The following is a 22,309-nucleotide window of genomic DNA, read 5'->3' on the forward strand; positions in this document are numbered from 1 at the left end:
ATTAATTGTATTGTAATAAGAAGTAGAGAATTGGTAAAACGAATAACCAACTATCTGTTCGATCTAATATACCACCATGCCCAGGTAAAATTGTACCTGAATCCTTTACGCCATAATGACGTTTAAAAGCAGATTGTACTAAATCACCAATTTGTCCAAAAATAGAAATGATAATTGTCAGCACAATTAAAATTACTACATTCGATTCGACTGGGAAGAACACGTTGTAAACAAGTGCCACAATAATTCCACAAACGATGCCGCCTAATGAACCTTCAATCGTTTTATTTGGACTAATTTCTGGCCACAATTTTCTCTTGCCTAATGCTTTTCCTACGAAATATGCGCCTGAATCAGTAGCCCATATAACAAATAATGCACAAAACACATATTTAATTCCTAATATTCTCGTTTCATTTAAATATAAGAATCCCATTGCCACATATGTCGTTGCCATTAGTAAAAATGAAGCATTATCAAAAGTAAATGTATTCTTAGAAAGGACTGTATATGATAAAAGTAATAAAACAATCACAAATGTGATTTCCAATTTACCTAATCCAATCCATGTAAACAGTTCTGATGCACTACTTGGAATTAAAAGAATCCACAATAATACTGCAGCTAAAACTGTCGGTACTGAAATAAGCGTAAGCTTATTCATACGAATTAATTCATATAAACCTATAGAAGCAAGTGCATACACTAAAACCGTAAAAGGCACGCCACCGTATATTACGATGGGAATGAATAGCGCGGCAGCAACCACTCCAGTAATAATTCTCTGTTTCACTACCAAACCCTCTCTTTCTACACGCCTCCGAATCTGCGCCCTCTATGTTGAAAGTCAGTAATCGCATTTAGCAAATGTTCTTCTTTGAAGTCTGGCCAATACACATCTGTAAACCAAAACTCCGAATATGCAATTTGCCATAACATGAAATTACTAATACGTAGCTCTCCGCTTGTTCGGATTAACAACTCTGGATCGGGTAAAGAACTCGTCATTAAGTAGGAGGAAAGCATTTCTTCACTTACCTCTTCAGAACGAATTTTTCCTTCCTCATTATCTTTCATCATATGTTGCACAGCAGAAACGATTTCATCTCGACTTCCATAGTTTAACGCGAAATTAAGAATTAATCCCGTATTCTCTTTCGTATCTTCCATGGCTTTCTCCATCGCTCTGCGTGTATGCGTAGGAAGACGATCTTTTTGCCCTATTACTCGGACTTGTACGTTTTCTTCAATCAATTCTGGTAAAAATGTACCTAGAAATTCTTCTGGAAGCTTCATTAAATAATCAACTTCCTTTTTCGGTCTTTTCCAGTTCTCAGTTGAAAAAGCATAAAGAGTTAACACTTTCACATTAAGTTTACTTGCAAATTTTGTAATTTTCTTTACAACTTGCATACCTTCATGATGTCCCGCAATACGAGGCATTGCTCTCCTCTTTGCCCATCTTCCATTCCCATCCATAATGATGGCAATATGTTCTGGGATATATCCTTTTTTCACTTCTTCAACGAGATGATCAAACGATGTGTCCTTTTTACCTTTAAAAAAAGGAAAGTTTTTAAACATCATTCATACCCTCCAACAAGCAGACGTATGCCTAAAAGTGTAAAAAGACCCCCTTAAGAAGAGGGTCATATTTGCGAAGTTATCGCTATTACACTTCCATGATTTCTTTTTCTTTGTTTTTTGCGATTTCGTCAACTTTTGCAATATATTTATCTGTTTCTTTTTGGATATCTTCAGTATATCCTCTTAAATCATCTTCTGTAATCTCGCCAGCTTTTTCAAGCTTCTTAAGATCATCATTTCCGTCACGACGTACGTTACGAACAGCTACTTTTGCTTCTTCAGCATATTTTTTCACAACTTTAACAAGATCACGACGACGCTCTTCTGTTAATGCAGGGAATGCAATACGAATTACAGTTCCATCATTAGAAGGGTTTAAGCCTAAATCTGCTTTTAAAATTGCTTTTTCGATATCACCGATAGAAGTTTTATCATAAGGTTGAATTACAAGTAAACGTGCTTCTGGAACTGTAATGTTCGCTAATTGCACAACTGGTGTTGGTGCACCATAGTAATCAACTTGTACCTTATCTAATACAGACGAGCTTGCACGACCAGCGCGAACTGTTGCTAATTCACGAGAATAAGCAGCAACTGCTTTTTCCATTTTTTCATTTGAAGACTTCAATACTTGTTGTCCCATATTTATTTCCCCCTTACAACTGTTCCAATATTTTCGCCTAAAACGGCACGTTTAATATTACCTTTTTCCATAACTGAGAATACAATTAATGGAATATCATTATCCATACATAGAGAAGAAGCTGTAGAATCCATTACACCTAAACCTTCTTTTAATACATCTAAGTAAGTAAGCGTTTCGTATTTCGTAGCTGTTGGGTCAATAGATGGATCTGCGCTATATACACCATCCACATTATTTTTTGCCATTAAAATAACGTCTGCTTCGATTTCCGCTGCACGTAATGCTGCTGTTGTATCTGTAGAGAAGTATGGATTACCTGTACCTGCTGCAAAGATAACAACACGTTTTTTCTCTAAGTGACGAACTGCTTTACGGCGAATGTAAGGCTCTGCCACTTGACGCATCTCAATTGAAGTTTGTACACGAGTTTGGATTCCAATATTCTCCAAGCTATCTTGAAGAGCTAATGAATTCATAACTGTAGCTAACATGCCCATGTAATCTGCTCCTGCACGATCCATGCCCATTTCACTTCCAATTTTCCCACGCCAAATGTTACCGCCACCAACAACAACAGCAACCTCTACATCAAGTTCTGCAATTTCTTTTACTTGTTCTGCAACTGACTTAATAACAGTTGGATTAATTCCAAATCCTTGCTCTCCAGCTAAAGCTTCTCCACTTAGCTTTAAAACGACACGATTATATTTCGGTTTACTCATAATGAACCTCCAATTGCTTACATCTTTATTTTAAAAAAGGGAACACAATGTGTTCCCTAATCTGTATTAGTTACTACCTTTTACTTGGTTCATTACTTCTTCAGCAAAGTTGTCTTCGCGTTTTTCGATACCTTCACCAACAGCGTAGCGAACGAATCCTTTTAATGTTCCGCCTTTAGACTCAACGAACTGACGAACTTTCATATCAGGGTTTTTAACGAATGCTTGGTCAAGTAAGCAAATCTCTTCGAAGAATTTGCCTAGACGGCCTTCAACCATTTTTGCAACGATTTTTTCAGGCTTGCCTTCGTTTAATGCTTGTTGTGTTAATACTTGACGCTCATGCTCAACTTCTTCAGCTGTTACAGCATCGCGGTCGATGTATTTAGGGTTAACTGCAGCGATGTGCATTGCAACATCTTTAGCAGCAGCTTCATCAGTAGAACCTTCAAGAACTGTTAATACACCAATGCGTCCACCCATGTGTAGGTAAGCGCCGAATGCATCTGCATCAGTTTTTGATACGATTTCGAAACGACGAAGTGTAAGTTTTTCACCAATTTTAGCGATTGCTTCGTTGATGTGCTCTTCAACGTTTTTACCGTTTTCCATTGTTTGAGCCATAGCTTCTTCAACGTTAGCTGGTTTGTTAGTTAATAAGTGAGCAGCTAATTCTTTAATTAGTGCTTGGAAACCTTCGTTTTTCGCAACGAAATCAGTTTCAGAGTTTAATTCTAAGATTAAAGCGTCGTTACCGTTTGTTTCGATGAAAGTTAAACCTTCAGCAGCAATGCGGTCTGCTTTTTTAGCAGCTTTCGCAATACCTTTTTCGCGTAAGAAGTCAATTGCCTTCTCCATGTCGCCGTTAGTTTCTGTTAAAGCTTTTTTGCAGTCCATCATACCTGCGCCAGTTTTTTCACGTAATTCTTTTACCATTTGAGCAGTGATTGCCATATTTTTCATCCTCCTAAAATATGTATTTATACCTTTTATAAAGGTGTTTATACCTTAAAAAAGGTGATAAAAGGCCGAACCCCTTATCACCTTTCCAACTTTGTTACGCAGTAACAGTTTCTTCACCTTGTTTTGCTTCAAGGATCGCGTCTGCCATTTTAGATGTAAGAAGTTTTACAGCACGAATTGCATCATCGTTTGCTGGGATAACGTGATCGATTTCGTCTGGATCACAGTTTGTATCAACGATACCGATGATTGGAATGTGTAATTTGCGTGCTTCAGCAACTGCAATACGCTCTTTACGAGGGTCTACTACGAATAATGCACTTGGAAGACCTTTCATATCTTTAATACCGCCTAAGAATTTCTCAAGACGCTCTAACTCTTTTTTAAGTTGAACAACTTCTTTCTTAGGAAGTACTTCGAAAGTACCATCTTCTTGCATTCTTTCGATGTCTTTAAGACGCTTGATACGCTTTTGGATTGTTTGGAAGTTTGTTAAAGTTCCGCCTAACCAACGTTGGTTAACGAAGTACATACCAGCACGAGTTGCTTCTTCTTTAATAGCTTCTTGTGCTTGTTTTTTAGTACCTACGAATAAGATGTCTCCACCTTCAGCAGCGATGTCGCGCATCGTTCTGTAAGCTTCCTCAACTTTTTTCACAGTTTTTTGTAAGTCGATGATGTAGATACCGTTACGCTCTGTGAAAATGTAACGCTTCATTTTTGGGTTCCAACGACGAGTTTGATGTCCGAAATGAACACCAGCTTCAAGCAATTGCTTCATAGAAATTACTGACATAATATAGTTCCTCCTAAATGGTTTTTGATATCCTCCGTTTACTTCATCTCTAAGCGAAACTACAAACGTAGCACCAACACTTAAATCAGTAAACGTGTGTACTTTGTACTGACACCACTGCTTACTATATCATACTGAAATATTACAATCAAGTCGAAAATGCGAACAATGTAAAACTTTCTTTGTTCATACTCGAATTCTAGTATTACCAACCTTCATTTCTTTTAAGCAAAAAAGTAAAACACAATTAATAGTTTTCCCAGAAAACACGCTTATGGCACTTTTCACAAGCGCCATCAATCCATTGCACAAAAAAACTCTCCTCGATAGAGGAGAGTTTTTTATAAATTAGTTTGTTTTTAATTTAGCAAGTTCCTGTAGAAACTTGTCGTTTAGCACTTTAATGTATGTTCCTTTCATACCTAAAGAGCGAGACTCAATTACACCAGCACTTTCTAATTTACGTAGTGCATTTACGATTACAGAACGAGTAATTCCTACACGATCAGCAATTTTACTTGCAACAAGTAAACCTTCTGTTCCATTTAATTCTTCGAAGATATGCTCAATTGCTTCTAACTCACTGTAAGATAATGAGCTGATCGCCATTTGAACAACAGCTTTACTACGTGCTTCCTCTTCGATTTCTTCTGCTTTTTCACGTAAGATTTCCATGCCTACAACAGTTGAGCTGTACTCAGCAAGGATTAAATCGTCATCTAAGAACTCTTGACCAAGACGAGCTAATACTAATGTACCTAGACGCTCACCACCACCAACGATTGGTACGATTGTAGTTAAACCTTGACCAAATAATTCTCTGTTTTCTACCGGGAATGCTGTGTAAGCACTGTTCACATCTAAGTTTGAAGATGTTTCTGTAATGTTGAATAAGCTTTGTGTATATTCTTCTGGGAATTGACGTTCTGCAAGCATTTGCTTCATGCGTTCGTTTTCGATTTGTTGGTGAATTGCATAACCTAGTAATTTACCACGACGACTAACTACGAATACGTTTGCTTCGATTACTTCACACATTGTGTCAGACATTTCTCTAAAGTTTACAGGCTTCCCTGCTGCGCTCTGTAATAACGCATTTAATTTTCTTGTTTTTGCTAATAATTCCATTTCAAAAGTTCCTCCTACATGTTACTCACATATTTTTTCATCACTTGGAAACTAGGGCGAGTCACCTGATGACACTATTACAAAATAAACTGGCTCACATCTTTATTTTTAGCAATTGTTGCTAATTTCTCCTCAACGTATTGAGGGGTTATCGTTATTTTCTCTAACGTAATTTCAGATGCTTCAAACGATAAATCTTCAAGGAGCTTCTCCATAATCGTATGAAGTCTTCTTGCTCCAATATTATCTGTATCCTGATTAACTTGATAAGCAATCTCAGCAATCTTACGAATAGCTTCGTCTGAAAATTCAATTTCTATACCTTCGGTCGCTAATAATGCCATATATTGTTTAATTAACGCATTGTCAGGCTCGATTAATATTTTAACAAAATCGTCTGTCGATAATTTTGTTAATTCTACTCGAATCGGAAATCTCCCTTGCAATTCCGGAATTAAATCCGACGGTTTAGACATATGGAACGCTCCAGCTGCAACGAATAAAATATAATCCGTTTTTACTGATCCGTATTTTGTCGCAACATTCGACCCTTCTACAATAGGCAAAATGTCACGTTGCACACCTTCACGTGATACATCTACGCTATTCGACTGCTTACCAGCAATTTTGTCAATTTCATCAATAAAAATAATCCCGAGCTGTTCAGCACGATAAACAGCCTCTTGTGTAACTTCATCCATATCAATTAAGCGCTGTGCCTCTTCATTTGTCAAGAGTTTTCTTGCTTCTTTTACAGAAAGTTTACGTTTTTTTGTTTTTTTCGGCATAAAACTCCCTAACGCATCTTGGAAATTCATTCCCATTTGCTCCATGCCAGTTCCTTGTAACATATCAAACATTGACGACTGTTGCTCAGTCACTTCAATCGATACAATCTCTTCTTCAAGAAGCCCTGCAGCAAGCTTTCTCTCCACATCTTGACGTTTCTTTTCGATTTCACCATCTTCTTGTGTATCAGACGTTTGACTCGAATTTTGAGCGCCCCCAAAAAGCATCTCTAATGGATTTTTAAATCCAGATTGCTTCTCCGGACTCGGTACTAAAATTTCAACAAGACGTTGATTCGCTTGCTCTTCTGCTTTATCTTGAACTTTCACTACCATTTCTTCTTTTACGATACGAACCGATGTTTCCACAAGGTCACGTACCATCGACTCTACATCTCTACCCACATATCCAACTTCTGTGAATTTTGTAGCCTCAACCTTAATAAAAGGTGCTCCAACGAGTTTCGCCATTCGTCGTGCTACCTCTGTTTTCCCAACACCTGTCGGTCCAATCATCAAAATGTTTTTAGGTGCTATTTCATCACGTAAATTTTCAGCTAATTTACTGCGACGGTATCGATTTCTCAACGCTACAGCAACCGCTTTCTTTGCGTCTTTTTGACCGATGATATATTGATCTAATTTTTCCACAATTTGGCGCGGAGTAAAATGTAAATGCATATAAAATGCCTCCCTTACGATTCTACAATTCTTCAACAATTATGTTGTGATTCGTATAAACACAAATATCACCAGCAATCTCTAAACTCGCTTTCGCAATTTGTTTCGCTGTTAAGTGTTCACTTGCATATTGCTTTAAAGCACGACCTGCAGAAAGCGCATAATTTCCACCAGATCCAATTGCTAAAATACCATCATCCGGTTCAATCACTTCTCCTGTACCTGAAACAAGAAGCATAGTTGTTTTATCCATGACAATGAGCATCGCTTCTAGTTGACGTAACATTTTATCGCCACGCCATTGTTTTGCCATTTCAACAGCAGCACGCTGCAAGTTGCCATTATACTCTTCTAATTTTCCTTCAAACATTTCAAAAAGAGTAAATGCATCAGCAACTGAACCTGCAAAACCAGCTAAAACTTTACCTTGGAAAAGTCTGCGAACTTTACGAGCTGTATGTTTCATTACAACAGCATTTCCCATTGTCACCTGACCATCTCCAGCCATTGCACATTCTCCATTATGATGAACTGCAAATATCGTTGTAGCGTGGAAATTCCCCATAGAAAAAACTCCTTTATTTGTTTTTATAGCTTTTAAAGCAATTTATGCCCGCGGGTGATGCTTCATGTAAACAGAACGCAATCTTTCTTTAGAGACATGCGTATAAATTTGTGTAGTCGACAAATTCTCATGACCTAATAGCTCCTGTACAGTACGTAAATCCGCCCCTTCATCTAACATGTGTGTAGCAAATGTATGCCTTAACATATGGGGACTTATCCGCATTGTCAGTGACGCCTTTTTAATGAGTTCATTTAAAACATAACGTACTCCACGACTTGTTAGCGGTGTACCTTTCGCATTTAAAAATACCATACGAGAGTCTTCGTCAGTCTTATTAACTAACTGTTTTCTCCCATTCTCTATATAAGTAATTAAAGAATCTTGCGCATAGCTTCCGAACGGAATATACCTTTGTTTTTTTCCTTTTCCCATCACTAAAATTGTTCCCACCGCAAAGTCAATATCGGTAAGTTGTAAATTGACACATTCACTCACACGGATTCCAGTCGCATACATCAACTCTAATAAAGCTTGATTCCTTTGACCTAATGGTGTTCCCGTGTCAGAAACTTCAAATAATTCCTCTAACTCTTCAGCATATAAAAACTTTGGGATTGACAATTCTTTTTTGGGGAGTGACGCAAGTGCAAACGGATTATCTTTTCGATAACCTTCACGCATCAAAAAACGATATAAACTTCGTAAGCTTGATACTTTTCTTGCGACAGATTTACGGGCTAACTTTTCATCGTGCAACGTCGTTAAGTACAAACGAACATCCGCGTATGTAACGTCTAAAAAAGAGGATATGCCTTCTCGCTCCATAAATTGCACAAAATGTTCTAAATCATTTTGATAACTTGCAATTGTATATTTTGAATAATTTCTTTCAATTTGTAAATATCCAACGAATAATTGTAACAATTTCTTCACATTCACACAACTCACCTCAATAAAGGCTACTAAATCGTATCACAACTTAGTAGCCTTTGCAAGAAATTTAACTAAATATTTACAAAATTTTGAATTGTTTCTAAAGCGCGTGTTGCGTATGCTTCATTTCGTTCCGCTTTCTTTTTGATCTTTTTCTCTAACGGTGCAAATAGACCGAAGTTCGCATTCATCGGTTGGAAGTTTTTAGCATTCGTTGCCGTAATGTAATTTGCCATGCTACCCATTGCAGTTACTGACGGTAATACAACTGGCTCTTCACCTTGCACAAGACGTGCAGCATTAATTCCCGCTAATAATCCTGATGCTGCTGATTCAACATATCCCTCTACTCCAGTCATTTGACCAGCGAAGAATAAATCATCACGTTGTTTATATTGATATGTTGGACGAAGCAAATTAGGTGAATTAATAAACGTATTACGATGCATTACACCATAACGTACAATCTCTGCATTTTCCAGTCCCGGAATTAACTGTAGCACTTCTTTTTGTGGTCCCCATTTTAAATGCGTTTGGAAACCTACGATATTGTATAAAGTTCCCGCTGCATCATCTTGACGCAACTGAACAACAGCATATGGCGTTTTTCCTGTTTTTGGATCTTCCAATCCAACAGGTTTCATAGGTCCAAATACTAGCGTCTGTCTCCCTCTACTTGCCATAACTTCTACTGGCATACAACCTTCAAAGAAAATTTCTTTTTCAAACTCTTTTAAAGGCACTGTCTCAGCAGCAATTAAAGCCTCATAAAAACGGTCAAACTCTTCTTCTGTCATTGGGCAATTTAAATATGCAGCTTCACCTTTGTCATAACGCGATTTTAAATATACTTTATTCATGTCAATGCTGTCTTTTTCTACGATTGGTGCTGCCGCATCGTAGAAATAGAAATAATCTTCACCTGTTAGTTCTTTTAATTGTGCAGCAAGATCAGGAGATGTAAGTGGACCTGTTGCAATAATTGTTGGTCCTTCTGGAATTTCAGTAAGCTCTTCGTTCACTACAGTTACATTCGGATGGTTTTTTACGTATTCTGTTACTTTAGCTGCGAACTCATGACGGTCTACAGCTAAAGCACCTCCAGCTGGTACAGAGCACTCGTCTGCCGCACGAATAATTACAGAATCCATTAAACGCATTTCCTCTTTAATAACTCCAACTGCATTTGTTAAAGTGTTTGCACGAAGTGAGTTACTACATACTAATTCAGCAAATTTATCTGTGTGATGAGCTGGTGTTTGCCTTACCGGCCTCATTTCATATAATCTAACTTGGACACCACGTTTTGCAATTTGGTAAGCTGCTTCACTTCCTGCAAGACCTGCGCCAATGACGTTTACTACTTGTGTTGTCATTTATATCACCTTTCCTTTTCTTCCCGAAAAAAATGTGAGCAGTTACGCTCACATTTGTTGTTCTTCTTCATAATCGCACGAAATACATTGTACTTGCACGCCTTTTTTTAACTTTTTCTCTACAAGCATGCCTTCACACTTCGGACATTTACGACCAATTGGCTTATCCCAAGATACAAAGTCACACTCTGGATACGTACCGCATCCATAGAAAAGACGTTTCTTTTTGTTACTGCGACGCTCAATAATTTGTCCTTCTTCACATTTCGGACAAGTTACACCGATTTCTTTCACAATCGCTTTTGTATTACGACAATCAGGGAAATTCGAACAAGCCATAAACTTCCCGTATTTACCCATTTTAAAGACCATTGGATGTCCGCATAATTCACAGTCTTCCCCAGCTGGCTCATCTTTAATTTCCACTTCACGCATTTCTTTTTCCGCTTTTTCTAAGCGCGGTTCAAATCCTACGTAGAAATCATCAACAATTTTCACCCAATTGGCATTTCCTTCTTCTACTTCATCAAGGCTTTGCTCCATATTGGCAGTAAATTCAATGTTAATAATTTCTGGGAAAAACTCTAAAATAAGTTCAATTACTATTTCACCAAGTTCAGTCGGAACGAAGCGTTTATTATCCAAACCTACATATCCACGTTTTTGAATCGTTTCAAGTGTAGGTACATAAGTCGACGGTCTTCCAATTCCAAGTTCTTCAAGTGTTCTTACTAGACGGGCCTCTGTATAGCGCGGAGGAGGTTGTGTAAAATGTTGCTTCGGTTCTAAATCCTTTGAAAATACAGTTTCCCCTACTTCTAAAGGCGGCAACATCTTATCCTTTTCTTCCGCACCATCATCTTTCGACTCTACATACACTTTCATAAATCCTGGGAACTTTACAACCGATCCACTTGCACGGAACTGAACATTGTTATTAATGAGTCTCGCTGTCACAGTATCCATTATAGCAGACGCCATTTGACTTGCAACAAATCGCTCCCAAATCAATTTATATAATCGAAGTTGATCACGACTTAAGAAACTTTTCAGTTCCTCTGGCTTTCTCATTACCGAAGTAGGACGAATTGCCTCATGTGCATCTTGTGCATTTGACTTTTTCGATTCTTTCTTCTTTTCTGTTCCTATGTATTCCGTACCATACGCTTCAGTGATGTAAGTACGTGCCTCTGTTTGAGCTGTTTCTGAGATACGTGTTGAATCAGTTCTCATATACGTAATAAGACCTACAGTTCCTTGTTTTCCAAGATCTATCCCTTCATACAATTGCTGTGCAAGCATCATCGTTTTCTTTGCTCGCATATTTAACTTACGTGCTGCTTCTTGTTGCAAGGAAGATGTTGTAAACGGTAATGCAGGATTACGTTTTCGCTCTTTGCGCGTTACATTTTCAACTGAAAACGCATTGTCTTTCATCTGTTCAATTATTTCATTCACTTGCGTTTCATTCGTTAATTGAACTTTTTCACCATCTACACCGTAAAAACTTGCTTCAAATGTGTCTTTTCCTTTTACAAATTCTGTTTTAATTGTCCAGAATTCTTCAGGTTCAAAGCTTTGAATTTCCTTTTCACGTTCGATGATTAAACGAACTGCTACAGATTGTACACGCCCTGCACTTAATCCTTTTTTTACTTTCTTCCATAATAAAGGACTAATATTGTAACCAACAAGACGATCAAGTATGCGTCTTGCTTGTTGTGCATCTACTAAATCCATATTAATTGCGCGAGGATGTTTAAATGATTCTTTGATTGCATCTTTCGTAATCTCATTAAACACAACCCGACAATCTGATTCAACGTCCACATTTAACGTATTCGCTAAATGCCAAGCAATCGCTTCCCCTTCGCGGTCTGGATCGGCCGCGAGATAAACTTTCTTTGCTTTTTTCGCCGCTGATTTTAAATCCTTCAAGACGGGACCTTTACCACGAATGGTAATATACTTCGGGGTGAAGTTGTTCTTTACTTCTATCCCCATTTGACTTTTTGGCAAATCGCGAACATGTCCCATAGACGCGACAACTTTGTATTTTTTCCCTAAATATTTCTCAATGGTCTTCGCCTTAGAAGGCGACTCCACGATTACGAGGTAATCTGACATGCTAGTGCCTCCTTAAGAGGTGGATTCAAGTCTTCATTAATCTTATTGATTTCTCTTGTTTTTGTCAATCAAGAATGAATATACCATACAGTGCCAATCTACCATTTGTCAATAATTGTTTAATAAAAATTTAAAAATATAAGGTTAATTTAAAATCTCCTCCAAGATATCTTCTGCATTTCTTACTAATTTTGCTCCTTGTTGAATAAGATGATTCGTTCCCGATGCCCCCTCTATAAATATAGGTCCAGGAAGCGCAAACACCTCTCTATTTTGCTCTAACGCAAGGTCTGCAGTAATAAGTGTTCCACTTCTCGATTTGGCTTCTACAACTAAAACACCTTTACTTATACCACTAACAATCCGGTTCCTTTTTGGAAAATACCATTTTTTCGGTGCATAGTGCGGAGGATACTCTGTCAATAACAATATATATTCCTTCCACATTTCATATAAACGTCTATTTTCTTTCGGATACATAAACGACAATCCGTGCCCTAATATCGCAATAGTCGGGCAATGATGCCTTACTGTAATCTCATGAGACATTGTATCTATCCCTTTTGCAAACCCACTGACAATAAGCCACTCTCTTTCTAATAAAGGGTGTAAAATAAACTTCAAACTCTCATGACCATATAATGATGGTTCTCTCGTTCCAACAACTGCTAATTTATTTACTTTATTGAGAAAATCTTTCTCTCCTTTTCCATATAAAACGAAGGGAGGATCTTGTATTTCACGTAATAATTGCGGATAATTTTCATCCCATATCGTTATATAAAAAATACGATTTTTCTCTAAATAAGATATATATTGCGGAAGATTTGAACTTTGAAGAAATTTCACTAGTTCTGAAGATTTTTTCGAGGATATTCCAGTGTAGTATTCCATTTGTTTTTCGTTAAAAGTATATATGTTCTTTAATTCTGGATCGACATATAGTAGCCTCTCCATCGCTTTCCAATAATCTGCTAGCAAGTAATGAAGATGTAATAATCGCTCTCTTTTCATCTCAATTCTCCTTACCCATAATTTTTATTATGTAAACAGAAAAAGTGTAAAAAGACACCCTCAAGTAAGAAGGTGTCTTTCAACAGATTAATAGTTTTTGCAAGTCTCAAATAAACCTTTTTCTTTTAAAACAGAGATTAGCGTTTCTCCCATAACTGCTGGAGTTTCAGCTACTTTAATGCCACAAGCTTCCATTGTTTTAATCTTTTCAGCAGCAGTTCCTTTACCGCCAGAAATGATTGCACCAGCATGGCCCATACGTTTGCCAGCAGGCGCTGTTTGACCACCAATGAAGCCTACAACAGGTTTTGTCATATTAGCTTTTACCCATTCAGCTGCCTCTTCTTCTGCTGTACCGCCGATTTCACCAATCATAATTACAGCATGTGTTTCTTCATCTTCATTAAATGCTTTTAACGCATCAATAAAGTCTGTACCGTTAACAGGGTCCCCGCCGATACCTACAGCAGTAGATTGTCCAATACCTTCTTGTGTTAACTGATGTACAGCTTCATACGTTAAAGTACCAGAGCGCGATACGATACCTACATGACCTTTTTTATGAATGTATCCTGGCATAATACCGATTTTACATTCATCAGGCGTGATAACACCTGGGCAGTTTGGTCCAAGTAAACGTGTATGTTTACCAGCCATATATCTCTTTACGTTTACCATATCTAATACAGGAATTCCTTCAGTAATACATACTACTAAATCAATTTCTGCATCAACTGCTTCCATAATTGCATCAGCCGCAAAAGCGGGTGGAACGTATACAACTGAAGCGTTTGCGCCTGTTGCTTTCACTGCATCTTCTACAGTATCAAATACTGGTACACCTTCAATATCAGTGCCACCTTTACCTGGCGTTACACCACCGACAATTTTCGTACCGTATTCAATCATTTGTTTTGTATGGAATAAACCTTGAGAACCTGTAATACCTTGAACAATAACTTTTGTATCTTTATTAACTAATACGCTCATTTTTCTCCCCCGCTTTCTATTAGCCCACTAGTGAAACAATTTTTTGTGCACCGTCTGCCATAGATTCTGCTGCAACAATATTTAAGCCAGACTCATTTAAAATTTTCTTACCTAGTTCTACGTTTGTACCTTCAAGACGTACAACTAAAGGTAACTCAAGACCTACCTGTTTCGTTGCTTCAATAACACCTTCTGCAATAACATCACACTTCATAATGCCACCAAAAATGTTAACGAAGATACCTTTTACATTTTTGTCAGAAAGGATAATTTTGAATGCTTCTGTAACTTTTTCAGCAGTTGCACCGCCACCAACATCTAAGAAGTTAGCTGGGTCACCGTGGTAATGTTTAATGATATCCATTGTAGCCATCGCTAAACCTGCACCATTAACCATACAACCGATATTTCCATCTAAAGGAATGTAGTTTAAGTCGTATTTTGAAGCTTCAATTTCTTTTGCATCTTCTTCGTCAAGATCACGAAGCTCTAAAATGTCTTTATGGCGATATAACGCATTGGAATCAAAGTTTAATTTTGCATCTAGTGCCATAACTTTACCTTCACCTGTTGTAACAAGTGGGTTAATCTCAGCGATAGAGCAATCTTTTTCAATAAACGCACGGTATAAGCCCATCATAAACTTCACAGCTTGTCCTACAAGCTCTTTTGGAATATTGATGTTAAATGCAATTCGGCGCGCTTGGAAACCTTGTAAGCCTACTGCCGGATCAATATATTCTTTAAAGATTTTTTCAGGTGTTTTTTCTGCTACTTCTTCAATTTCTGTTCCGCCTTCTTCAGAAGCCATTAAAACAACTTGAGAAGTTGCACGATCTAAAACTAGACCTACATAATATTCTTTTTTAATATCGCAACCTTCTTCGATAAGTAAGCGTTTTACTTCCTTACCTTCAGGACCTGTTTGATGTGTCACAAGTGTAGTTCCTAAAATGCTTTCTGCATATGTACGAACTTCATCTAAATTTTTTGCAACTTTTACTCCGCCAGCTTTGCCGCGTCCACCAGCGTGAATTTGTGCTTTCACTACACATACATCTGTTCCTAATTCTTTCGCTGCTTCTACAGCTTCTTCTACTGTAAATGCAACCTTCCCGTTCGGAACGCTAACCCCATAGCTTCTAAGGACTGCCTTACCTTGATACTCATGGATATTCATGGTCCCATCCTCCCCTGTTTTCCTGTTTTACTCGAAAAGTTTTTTAATGTTTAAAAAACATTACATTGCCATTGTATAAGATGATTGGCACGCTGTCTACAATAAAGTGTCAGAAAACTGAAATCGCTTTATTCTTTTTCGGAAATAGTAATGTTTATATGCCAAAATAAAAAGTAAGCTGCATATTTACAGCTTATTTTTGAATCATATCTTTAATTGGCGCGAATGACTTTCGGTGTTCCTCTAATACTCCATGCACTTCAATTGCCTCTAAATGTTGCTTTGTGCCATATCCCATATGTTGCTCAAATCCGTATTCAGGATACTTCTCTCCCAGTTCTTTCATCATACGATCTCTCGTTACTTTTGCGATAATGGATGCAGCTGAAATCGAAACACTTTTCGCATCACCTTTAATAATTGAAGTTTGCGGAATTGGTGTGGGAAGCTTCATCGCATCAATTAATAAATGTTGGGGTGTATAAGATAAATTTGCAACAGCATCTAACATCGCTTGTTTCGTTGCTTGGTAAATATTAATTTCATCAATAACTTGCGGTGATACAATTCCAACTCCAATTGCAATCGCTTGTACTTTTATTTCATCATAAAAACGCTCACGTTTCGCTTCACTCAGCTTTTTTGAGTCATTTAACCCTGGAATATAAAAATCCTCAGGAAGAACGACAGCTGCCGTCACAACAGGCCCAGCCAATGGCCCGCGCCCTACTTCATCAATACCCGCGATATATGTGACCCCTTTTTCACGCAAAGCATTTTCATACTTGGACATTTCAAAAAACTTCTCTTTTTCTTTCTGTTCTAACTCTTTTTGTTTATACCACTTCAAAACGAGCTTTTGAACGCCTTTTCGCTCATCTTTCATTAACAGTTGAAAGCGATCATCTTCTTCATTCATAATTTCTTTCAATACATTTTCCGCTTCTTTTATCGTCATTGTTTGCATTTATACAAGCTCCTTTTTAAACGTATCCAAAAAGAAAAGACGCACAAACGCACGTCTTATACTTCTTCTATTTTTTCCACATCTTCTACTTGCTCTGCAAACTCTTCCGGTGTCTCAAACGTCATTTTTCCAAGTTTGCCACCACGAAGCTCACGAAGTACAAGCTCAGATGTCTTATCATAATCAATCATTCCGCCGCCCATTAAGCAGCCTCTATTTTTTCCAATTGCATCGAATAATTCCACAATATCTTCTGGAATCTCATTTAAATTGTAACGTTCTTTCAAGCGTTCTGGATAATGTTTCTCCATAAAACGTAATGCGTAAACAGCTACATCTTGTAAATTTAAAATTGAATCTTTAATTGCACCCGTCGTCGCTAAGCGAAGACCCACTAATTGATCTTCAAATTTAGGCCACAGAATACCTGGCGTATCTAACAATTCCATTTCCTTCCCAACTTTAATCCATTGTTGAGCTGTTGTCACACCTGGACGATCTCCTGTTTTAGCAATATTTTTCTTTGCCAATTTATTAATTAATGTAGATTTACCAACATTTGGTATACCTACAATTAATGCGCGAATCGCTCTCGGTCTAATACCTTTTGCAACCATTTTATCAAATTTTTCTTTAACAAGCACTTTACAAGCTGCTGCAATTTCTTTCATACCTTGTCCAGCTTGCGCATTAATCGAAATTGCCATATGGCCTTTTTCTTTAAAATATGCGATCCATTGTTTTGTTAAACGATCATCTGCCATATCCGCTTTATTTAAAACAACAAGCCTCGGCTTATGTGTAATGATTTCATCAATCATTGGGTTTCGAGATGATAATGGTAATCGAGCATCTACAAGCTCAATTACAACATCAATTAATTTTAATTTCTCCGTTACTTGGCGTCTAGCCTTCGCCATATGCCCTGGAAACCATTGAATTACCATGTTGCCACCTTCTTTTTCATTTATTTCACAATACGTGCGTCTTCTAACGGCCAATATAACATATTGGCTTTACCAATTACTTGATCCTTTGAAATCGTACCGATTGAACGGCTATCTTTACTAAAACGACGATTATCACCTAAAACAAATAATTGATCTTTTGGAACAGTTTTCTTGCCTGTCATTTCTTCAAGATTAAAATCATATGTAAGCGGTCCGTCAGCAATTTGCTTTTTCTGCTTGTCTAAATACGGCTCCTCATAAGCCTTTCCGTTAACATACAGTTTATCATTACGATACTCTATTTCATCGCCTGGCAGGCCTATAATGCGCTTAATGTAATCTTTATCTTCTGTTGCTCGAAATACGATAATATCAAAGCGTTTTGGATCTCCAATGTGATAACCAATTTTATTCACAATCATTCGATCACGATCATGTAAAGTAGGTGCCATCGATACCCCGTCTACGAGAATTGGAGCAAAGAAAAACTGTCTAATAACACCAGCTAATACAACAGCAATCAAAATTGCTTTAATCCATTCCCAAAGTGAACTCTTCTCTTTTTTCATGCATTTCCCCTCCACGGTTATGTAAGCTGTTCGTATTATACCAAAATTTCATATAGATTGGAAAAAGGGAGCTTGTGCATTTACAAGCTCCCATACATGTCTTATCGAATTTCTTTAATACGTGCTTTTTTACCGCGAAGGTTACGTAAGTAGTATAACTTAGCACGACGTACTTTACCACGGCGAAGTACTTCGATTTTCGCGATTCTTGGCGTGTGAACTGGGAATGTACGCTCAACACCTACACCGTAAGAAATCTTACGAACTGTGAATGTTTCACTAATTCCGCCACCACGACGTTTAATTACAACACCTTCGAAAAGCTGAATTCTTTCACGAGTTCCCTCAACAACTTTTACGTGTACACGTAAAGTGTCACCAGGACGGAATGAAGGAAGGTCAGTTTTTAATTGGCCTTTTGTAATTTCTGCGATTAATTGTTGCATATTAAATTCTCTCCTTTAAACAGATGCTCTTATAAAGTCTTAATAAATTACAGCGGAACATCGTTAATACGGCTACTGATTTCAGTAGCACAAATGTTATAATAGCATATTACTAGGCCTGTTGCAATAGCAAATATATGAAGTTATTACTGCTCTCGCTTTATTTCCTCAAGCCATTTTTTCTCTTGTTTAGATAGATCTCTATCATCTAACAAATCAGGTCTACGCGTATACGTACGGCGCAAAGATTCCTTATGTCGCCATTCGTCAATATTTTTATGATTCCCTGACATTAATACATCCGGTACCTTCATACCACGAAAATCAGCCGGACGTGTATAATGAGGATGCTCTAATAAACCTGTACTAAACGAATCCTCCACTTGTGAAGCATGATTTCCTAGCACGCCTGGCAAGAGACGTACAACACTATCAGTAATAACCATAGAAGCTAATTCTCCGCCCGTTAATACATAGTCACCAATAGAAATCTCATCCGTTACGAGATGCTCACGAATTCGTTCGTCATACCCTTCATAATGCCCACATACAAAGATCAAATGTTCTTCCTCTGCAAGCTCTTCCGCTTTCTTCTGCGTAAATCTTTCGCCCTGCGGACACATTAAGACAACTCTCGGCTTACGCTCTGTCTCTTTCGTCAAATCTTCTACAGCATCAAAAATAGGCTGAGGAGTAAGCACCATACCAGCTCCTCCGCCGTAAGGATAATCGTCTACGCTATTATGCTTACTTGTTGTATAATCACGAAAGTTAACAACACGAAGGTTTACCGCTTCTTTTTCTTGCGCCTTCTTTAATATAGAAGATCCAAATACACCGGTAAACATGTCTGGGAACAACGTTAAAATATCAATTTTCATTATAGCAACCCTTCCATTACATGAATGGTTACTAATTTATTTTCAATATTAACTTGAAGTACAACGTCATCAATATAAGGAATTAAAAGATCTTGACCCTTCGGACGTTTAATCACCCAAACATCATTTGCACCAGGAGAGAGAATTTCTTTGATTGTCCCTAGCGCTTCTCCTTCTTCCGTTACAACGCTGCAACCAATAATTTCGTGATAGTAGTATTCACCTTCAGCAAGTTCGCCTAACTGCTCTTCTGGTACTTTTATTAAAGAACCTTTAAACTTCTCTACTTCATCTACATTGTTATATCCTTCAAATGTTAATAAATCGAATGTCTTATGTTGGCGATGAGAAGTTACCTTCACCGGAAGGTAGTCTGTGTCTTTCTCATTCGATATGTATAGTGTGTTTCCTACTTTATATCGCTCTTCTGGAAAATCAGTACGAGAAATAACACGGATTTCTCCTCTTACGCCATGAGTATTTACAATTTTCCCTACGTTAAACCATTTTGTCATAAATAGTATGTCACCCCTGGTTTCTATATAAATTAAGCATCTCCATTTCATAGATGGAACATGCAATCTCTATTTAAATGTTAAAAAAGGGAGAGGAATAACTCCTCGCCCTTTTTACGTTTATTGAATTTCCAGTGTTACTTTTTCATCATTATGATGTCCCACTGAATACAAGAGCATTCGAATCGCTTTCGCAACTCTCCCTTGCTTTCCAATGACTTTTCCAACATCCTCAGGATGTACAGTTAATCGATACTTTATCTCTCCGTTGTAAAGTTCCTGTGTAACTTTTACATCTTCAGGATGATCGACAAGAGGCTTGACAATCGTCTCGACTAACTTCTTCATAGTCATTGCCTCAATTACTTACCTTGTTTAGATAAGTGGAATTTCTCCATGATACCTTGGTTAGAGAATAAGTTACGAACTGTATCAGATGGTTTAGCACCATTTCCTAACCATTTTAATGCTGCTTCTTCGTTGATCTTAACTTCAGCTGGTTGAGCAACTGGATTGTAAGTTCCGATTTCCTCAATGAAACGTCCGTCACGAGGAGAACGAGAATCTGCAACAACTACACGATAGAAAGGAGTTTTTTTAGCTCCCATACGTTTTAAACGAATTTTAACTGCCATTTATAAAGCACCTCCGAATTTATTTCACACAGATAATTATATTAGCAAAAAGACTATTGCTTTGTAAAGTATTTTTTCTTAACAGAGCCATCTTTTTTTCCTTACATGAATGGAAACTTCAATCCACCTAGTCCTTTTTTCTTGCCTTTTTGCATTCCAGTCATCGTCTTCATCATTTTTTTCATGTCATCGAATTGTTTGATTAGACGATTGATTTCTTGTACAGTTGTACCGCTACCTTTGGCAATGCGCTTTTTGCGACTAGCATTGATTATTTCCGGTTGTTCTCGTTCTAATTTAGTCATAGAACGAATAATTGCCTCAATATGCCCAATTTGTTTTTCATCAACTTGCGCATTTTTCAGCCCTTTAATTTTATTTGCACCAGGAAGCATTCCTAACAATTCATCAAGCGGCCCAAGTTGACGCACTTGTCCAAGTTGTTCTAGGAAATCGTCAAGCGTAAACGAAAGCGTACGCATTTTTTGCTCAAGTTCTTTTGCTTTCTCTTCATCAACTGTAGCTTGCGCTTTTTCAATCAATGTTAAGACATCGCCCATCCCTAAAATACGGGATGCCATACGCTCTGGATGGAACGCTTCAATTGCATCTAGTTTTTCACCCATACCAGCAAATTTAATCGGTGTGTTTGTTACAGCCTTAATAGATAATGCAGCACCACCGCGCGTATCACCATCTAATTTCGTTAATACAACACCTGTTAAACCTAACTGTTCATGGAAACTTTGTGCAACATTTACCGCGTCTTGTCCCGTCATCGCATCGACAACAAGGAAAATTTCATCCGGTTTCGCAACTTCTTTAACTTTCGCTAATTCATCCATTAGTTCTTCATCAATATGCAGGCGACCCGCTGTATCGATTAAAACATAATCATGATGATCTTCTTTTGCTTTTGCAATCGCTTGTTTCGCAATTTCAACAGGACTTACTTGATCTCCTAAAGAAAATACAGGCATGTCCAATTGCTTCCCTAATGTTTCAAGCTGTTTAATTGCTGCTGGACGGTAAATATCAGCTGCAACAAGCATCGGTTTACGATTATGCTTTTTACGAAGCAAATTCGCAAGCTTACCTGTCGTCGTTGTTTTACCCGCACCTTGCAGACCAACCATCATAATAACAGTCGGTGGCTTATTAGCAACAGCAATTTTGCTCTGCTCTCCGCCCATAAGTTCTGTAAGTTCTTCCTGTACAACTTTAATTACTTGTTGTCCAGGTGTCAAACTTTTCATTACATCTTGTCCGACAGCACGTTCAGACACACGCTTCACAAAATCTTTTACTACTTTAAAGTTAACATCTGCTTCTAAAAGAGCTAGACGAACTTCTCTCATCATTTCTTTCACATCGGCTTCAGAAACTTTTCCTTTGCCGCGGATTTTTTGCATTGTCTGTTGAAGTCGGTCGGCTAATCCTTCAAATGCCATATTGCCGCCCTCCTAATCTAATTTTTCGATAGCTTCAACAACTTGTTTCATTTCTTCATTCACATGCTCTTCTTCGCTGATTAGCTGTTTTAGCTTTGCAACAAGTCGCTGTCGCTCTTGAAACTTTTGAAGTAATACTAATTTTTCTTCATATTCTTCAAGCATCGCTTCAGTCCGTTTAATGTTATCATACACGGCTTGGCGACTTACATCAAATTCTTCCGCAATTTCACCAAGAGATAAATCATCTAGATAATAAAGCGACATATAACTTCTTTGTTTTTGCGTTAACAACGATTGATAAAAATCAAATAAATAGTTCATTCTCGTTGTTTTTTCGAGCATGTTGGATCATCCTTTGTTAAGTGATTTCCCTTTACATGAATTAGTTTACAT

Annotated in this window: 25 protein-coding genes; all 25 read right to left on the reverse strand. The window is 37.7% G+C overall.

Features of this window, described 5'->3' with window-relative positions:
- Position 1 precedes the first annotated feature (1 nt).
- The 25 genes from cdsA to DN400_RS20155 all read right to left on the reverse strand — a co-directional run bounded on the left by cdsA (position 2) and on the right by DN400_RS20155 (position 22,258).
- Positions 2–793 carry a phosphatidate cytidylyltransferase gene (gene cdsA, locus DN400_RS20035; RefSeq protein WP_000813592.1) on the reverse strand — a complete coding sequence of 264 codons (792 nt, stop codon included), beginning with the start codon at positions 791–793 and terminating at the stop codon, positions 2–4.
- Between the two features lie 17 nt (positions 794–810).
- Positions 811–1,587 (reverse strand): isoprenyl transferase, encoded by a 777-nt coding sequence (gene uppS, locus DN400_RS20040; RefSeq protein WP_000971296.1) that lies wholly within the window; start codon positions 1,585–1,587, stop codon positions 811–813.
- 85 nt (positions 1,588–1,672) lie between these two features.
- Positions 1,673–2,230, reverse strand: coding sequence for a ribosome recycling factor (gene frr, locus DN400_RS20045; RefSeq protein ID WP_000531505.1), 558 nt, complete (start codon positions 2,228–2,230; stop codon positions 1,673–1,675).
- 2 nt (positions 2,231–2,232) lie between these two features.
- On the reverse strand, positions 2,233–2,955 hold the full coding sequence (pyrH, locus tag DN400_RS20050; RefSeq protein ID WP_000042669.1) for a UMP kinase: 723 nt from the start codon (positions 2,953–2,955) through the stop codon (positions 2,233–2,235).
- A 66-nt stretch (positions 2,956–3,021) separates the two neighbouring features.
- Positions 3,022–3,909 (reverse strand): translation elongation factor Ts, encoded by an 888-nt coding sequence (gene tsf, locus DN400_RS20055; RefSeq protein ID WP_001018577.1) that lies wholly within the window; start codon positions 3,907–3,909, stop codon positions 3,022–3,024.
- 103 nt (positions 3,910–4,012) lie between these two features.
- Complete coding sequence (gene rpsB, locus DN400_RS20060; RefSeq protein ID WP_000111485.1) at positions 4,013–4,714, reverse strand: 30S ribosomal protein S2; 702 nt, start codon at positions 4,712–4,714, stop codon at positions 4,013–4,015.
- A gap of 348 nt (positions 4,715–5,062) precedes the next feature.
- Complete coding sequence (codY, locus tag DN400_RS20065) at positions 5,063–5,842, reverse strand: GTP-sensing pleiotropic transcriptional regulator CodY (protein WP_000421290.1); 780 nt, start codon at positions 5,840–5,842, stop codon at positions 5,063–5,065.
- A gap of 77 nt (positions 5,843–5,919) precedes the next feature.
- On the reverse strand, positions 5,920–7,311 hold the full coding sequence (gene hslU / locus DN400_RS20070) for an ATP-dependent protease ATPase subunit HslU (protein WP_000550085.1): 1,392 nt from the start codon (positions 7,309–7,311) through the stop codon (positions 5,920–5,922).
- A gap of 22 nt (positions 7,312–7,333) precedes the next feature.
- Positions 7,334–7,876, reverse strand: a complete 543-nt coding sequence (hslV, locus tag DN400_RS20075) for an ATP-dependent protease proteolytic subunit HslV (protein WP_000526274.1) — start codon at positions 7,874–7,876, stop codon at positions 7,334–7,336.
- Between the two features lie 42 nt (positions 7,877–7,918).
- Positions 7,919–8,818, reverse strand: coding sequence for a tyrosine recombinase XerC (xerC, locus tag DN400_RS20080; RefSeq protein ID WP_001101245.1), 900 nt, complete (start codon positions 8,816–8,818; stop codon positions 7,919–7,921).
- Positions 8,819–8,883: 65 nt separating this feature from the next.
- Positions 8,884–10,188, reverse strand: coding sequence for an FADH(2)-oxidizing methylenetetrahydrofolate--tRNA-(uracil(54)-C(5))-methyltransferase TrmFO (gene trmFO / locus DN400_RS20085; RefSeq protein WP_000213006.1), 1,305 nt, complete (start codon positions 10,186–10,188; stop codon positions 8,884–8,886).
- Positions 10,189–10,236: 48 nt separating this feature from the next.
- Positions 10,237–12,315 carry a type I DNA topoisomerase gene (topA, locus tag DN400_RS20090; RefSeq protein WP_001286955.1) on the reverse strand — a complete coding sequence of 693 codons (2,079 nt, stop codon included), beginning with the start codon at positions 12,313–12,315 and terminating at the stop codon, positions 10,237–10,239.
- Positions 12,316–12,459: 144 nt separating this feature from the next.
- Positions 12,460–13,329 (reverse strand): DNA-processing protein DprA, encoded by an 870-nt coding sequence (gene dprA / locus DN400_RS20095; RefSeq protein ID WP_098255745.1) that lies wholly within the window; start codon positions 13,327–13,329, stop codon positions 12,460–12,462.
- A gap of 87 nt (positions 13,330–13,416) precedes the next feature.
- Complete coding sequence (gene sucD / locus DN400_RS20100) at positions 13,417–14,319, reverse strand: succinate--CoA ligase subunit alpha (protein WP_000115178.1); 903 nt, start codon at positions 14,317–14,319, stop codon at positions 13,417–13,419.
- Between the two features lie 19 nt (positions 14,320–14,338).
- Entirely contained in the window at positions 14,339–15,499 is a 1,161-nt protein-coding gene (gene sucC / locus DN400_RS20105; protein ID WP_001020790.1) for an ADP-forming succinate--CoA ligase subunit beta, read from the reverse strand.
- A gap of 193 nt (positions 15,500–15,692) precedes the next feature.
- Complete coding sequence (locus tag DN400_RS20110) at positions 15,693–16,466, reverse strand: ribonuclease HII (protein WP_001194269.1); 774 nt, start codon at positions 16,464–16,466, stop codon at positions 15,693–15,695.
- A 56-nt stretch (positions 16,467–16,522) separates the two neighbouring features.
- Complete coding sequence (gene ylqF / locus DN400_RS20115; RefSeq protein ID WP_000236702.1) at positions 16,523–17,413, reverse strand: ribosome biogenesis GTPase YlqF; 891 nt, start codon at positions 17,411–17,413, stop codon at positions 16,523–16,525.
- A 20-nt stretch (positions 17,414–17,433) separates the two neighbouring features.
- Positions 17,434–17,985 (reverse strand): signal peptidase I, encoded by a 552-nt coding sequence (gene lepB, locus DN400_RS20120; RefSeq protein ID WP_000711852.1) that lies wholly within the window; start codon positions 17,983–17,985, stop codon positions 17,434–17,436.
- Between the two features lie 101 nt (positions 17,986–18,086).
- Positions 18,087–18,431: a 50S ribosomal protein L19 gene (rplS, locus tag DN400_RS20125; protein ID WP_001186516.1), complete on the reverse strand. Its 345-nt coding sequence runs from the start codon at positions 18,429–18,431 to the stop codon at positions 18,087–18,089.
- A gap of 146 nt (positions 18,432–18,577) precedes the next feature.
- Positions 18,578–19,312 carry a tRNA (guanosine(37)-N1)-methyltransferase TrmD gene (gene trmD / locus DN400_RS20130; protein WP_000686899.1) on the reverse strand — a complete coding sequence of 245 codons (735 nt, stop codon included), beginning with the start codon at positions 19,310–19,312 and terminating at the stop codon, positions 18,578–18,580.
- Positions 19,312–19,827, reverse strand: a complete 516-nt coding sequence (rimM, locus tag DN400_RS20135) for a ribosome maturation factor RimM (RefSeq protein ID WP_000170272.1) — start codon at positions 19,825–19,827, stop codon at positions 19,312–19,314. The genes trmD and rimM overlap by 1 nt, the downstream gene beginning before the upstream one ends.
- A 120-nt stretch (positions 19,828–19,947) precedes the next feature.
- Positions 19,948–20,175 carry a KH domain-containing protein gene (locus DN400_RS20140; protein WP_000737399.1) on the reverse strand — a complete coding sequence of 76 codons (228 nt, stop codon included), beginning with the start codon at positions 20,173–20,175 and terminating at the stop codon, positions 19,948–19,950.
- A gap of 14 nt (positions 20,176–20,189) precedes the next feature.
- Entirely contained in the window at positions 20,190–20,462 is a 273-nt protein-coding gene (gene rpsP / locus DN400_RS20145; protein WP_000268750.1) for a 30S ribosomal protein S16, read from the reverse strand.
- Between the two features lie 101 nt (positions 20,463–20,563).
- On the reverse strand, positions 20,564–21,913 hold the full coding sequence (ffh, locus tag DN400_RS20150; RefSeq protein WP_000863460.1) for a signal recognition particle protein: 1,350 nt from the start codon (positions 21,911–21,913) through the stop codon (positions 20,564–20,566).
- A 12-nt stretch (positions 21,914–21,925) separates the two neighbouring features.
- Positions 21,926–22,258: a putative DNA-binding protein gene (locus DN400_RS20155; protein WP_000891062.1), complete on the reverse strand. Its 333-nt coding sequence runs from the start codon at positions 22,256–22,258 to the stop codon at positions 21,926–21,928.
- Positions 22,259–22,309 lie beyond the last annotated feature (51 nt).

Origin of the sequence: Bacillus sp. AR8-1 (assembly GCF_008042345.1) — a bacterium.
Taxonomy (GTDB): domain Bacteria; phylum Bacillota; class Bacilli; order Bacillales; family Bacillaceae_G; genus Bacillus_A; species Bacillus_A cereus.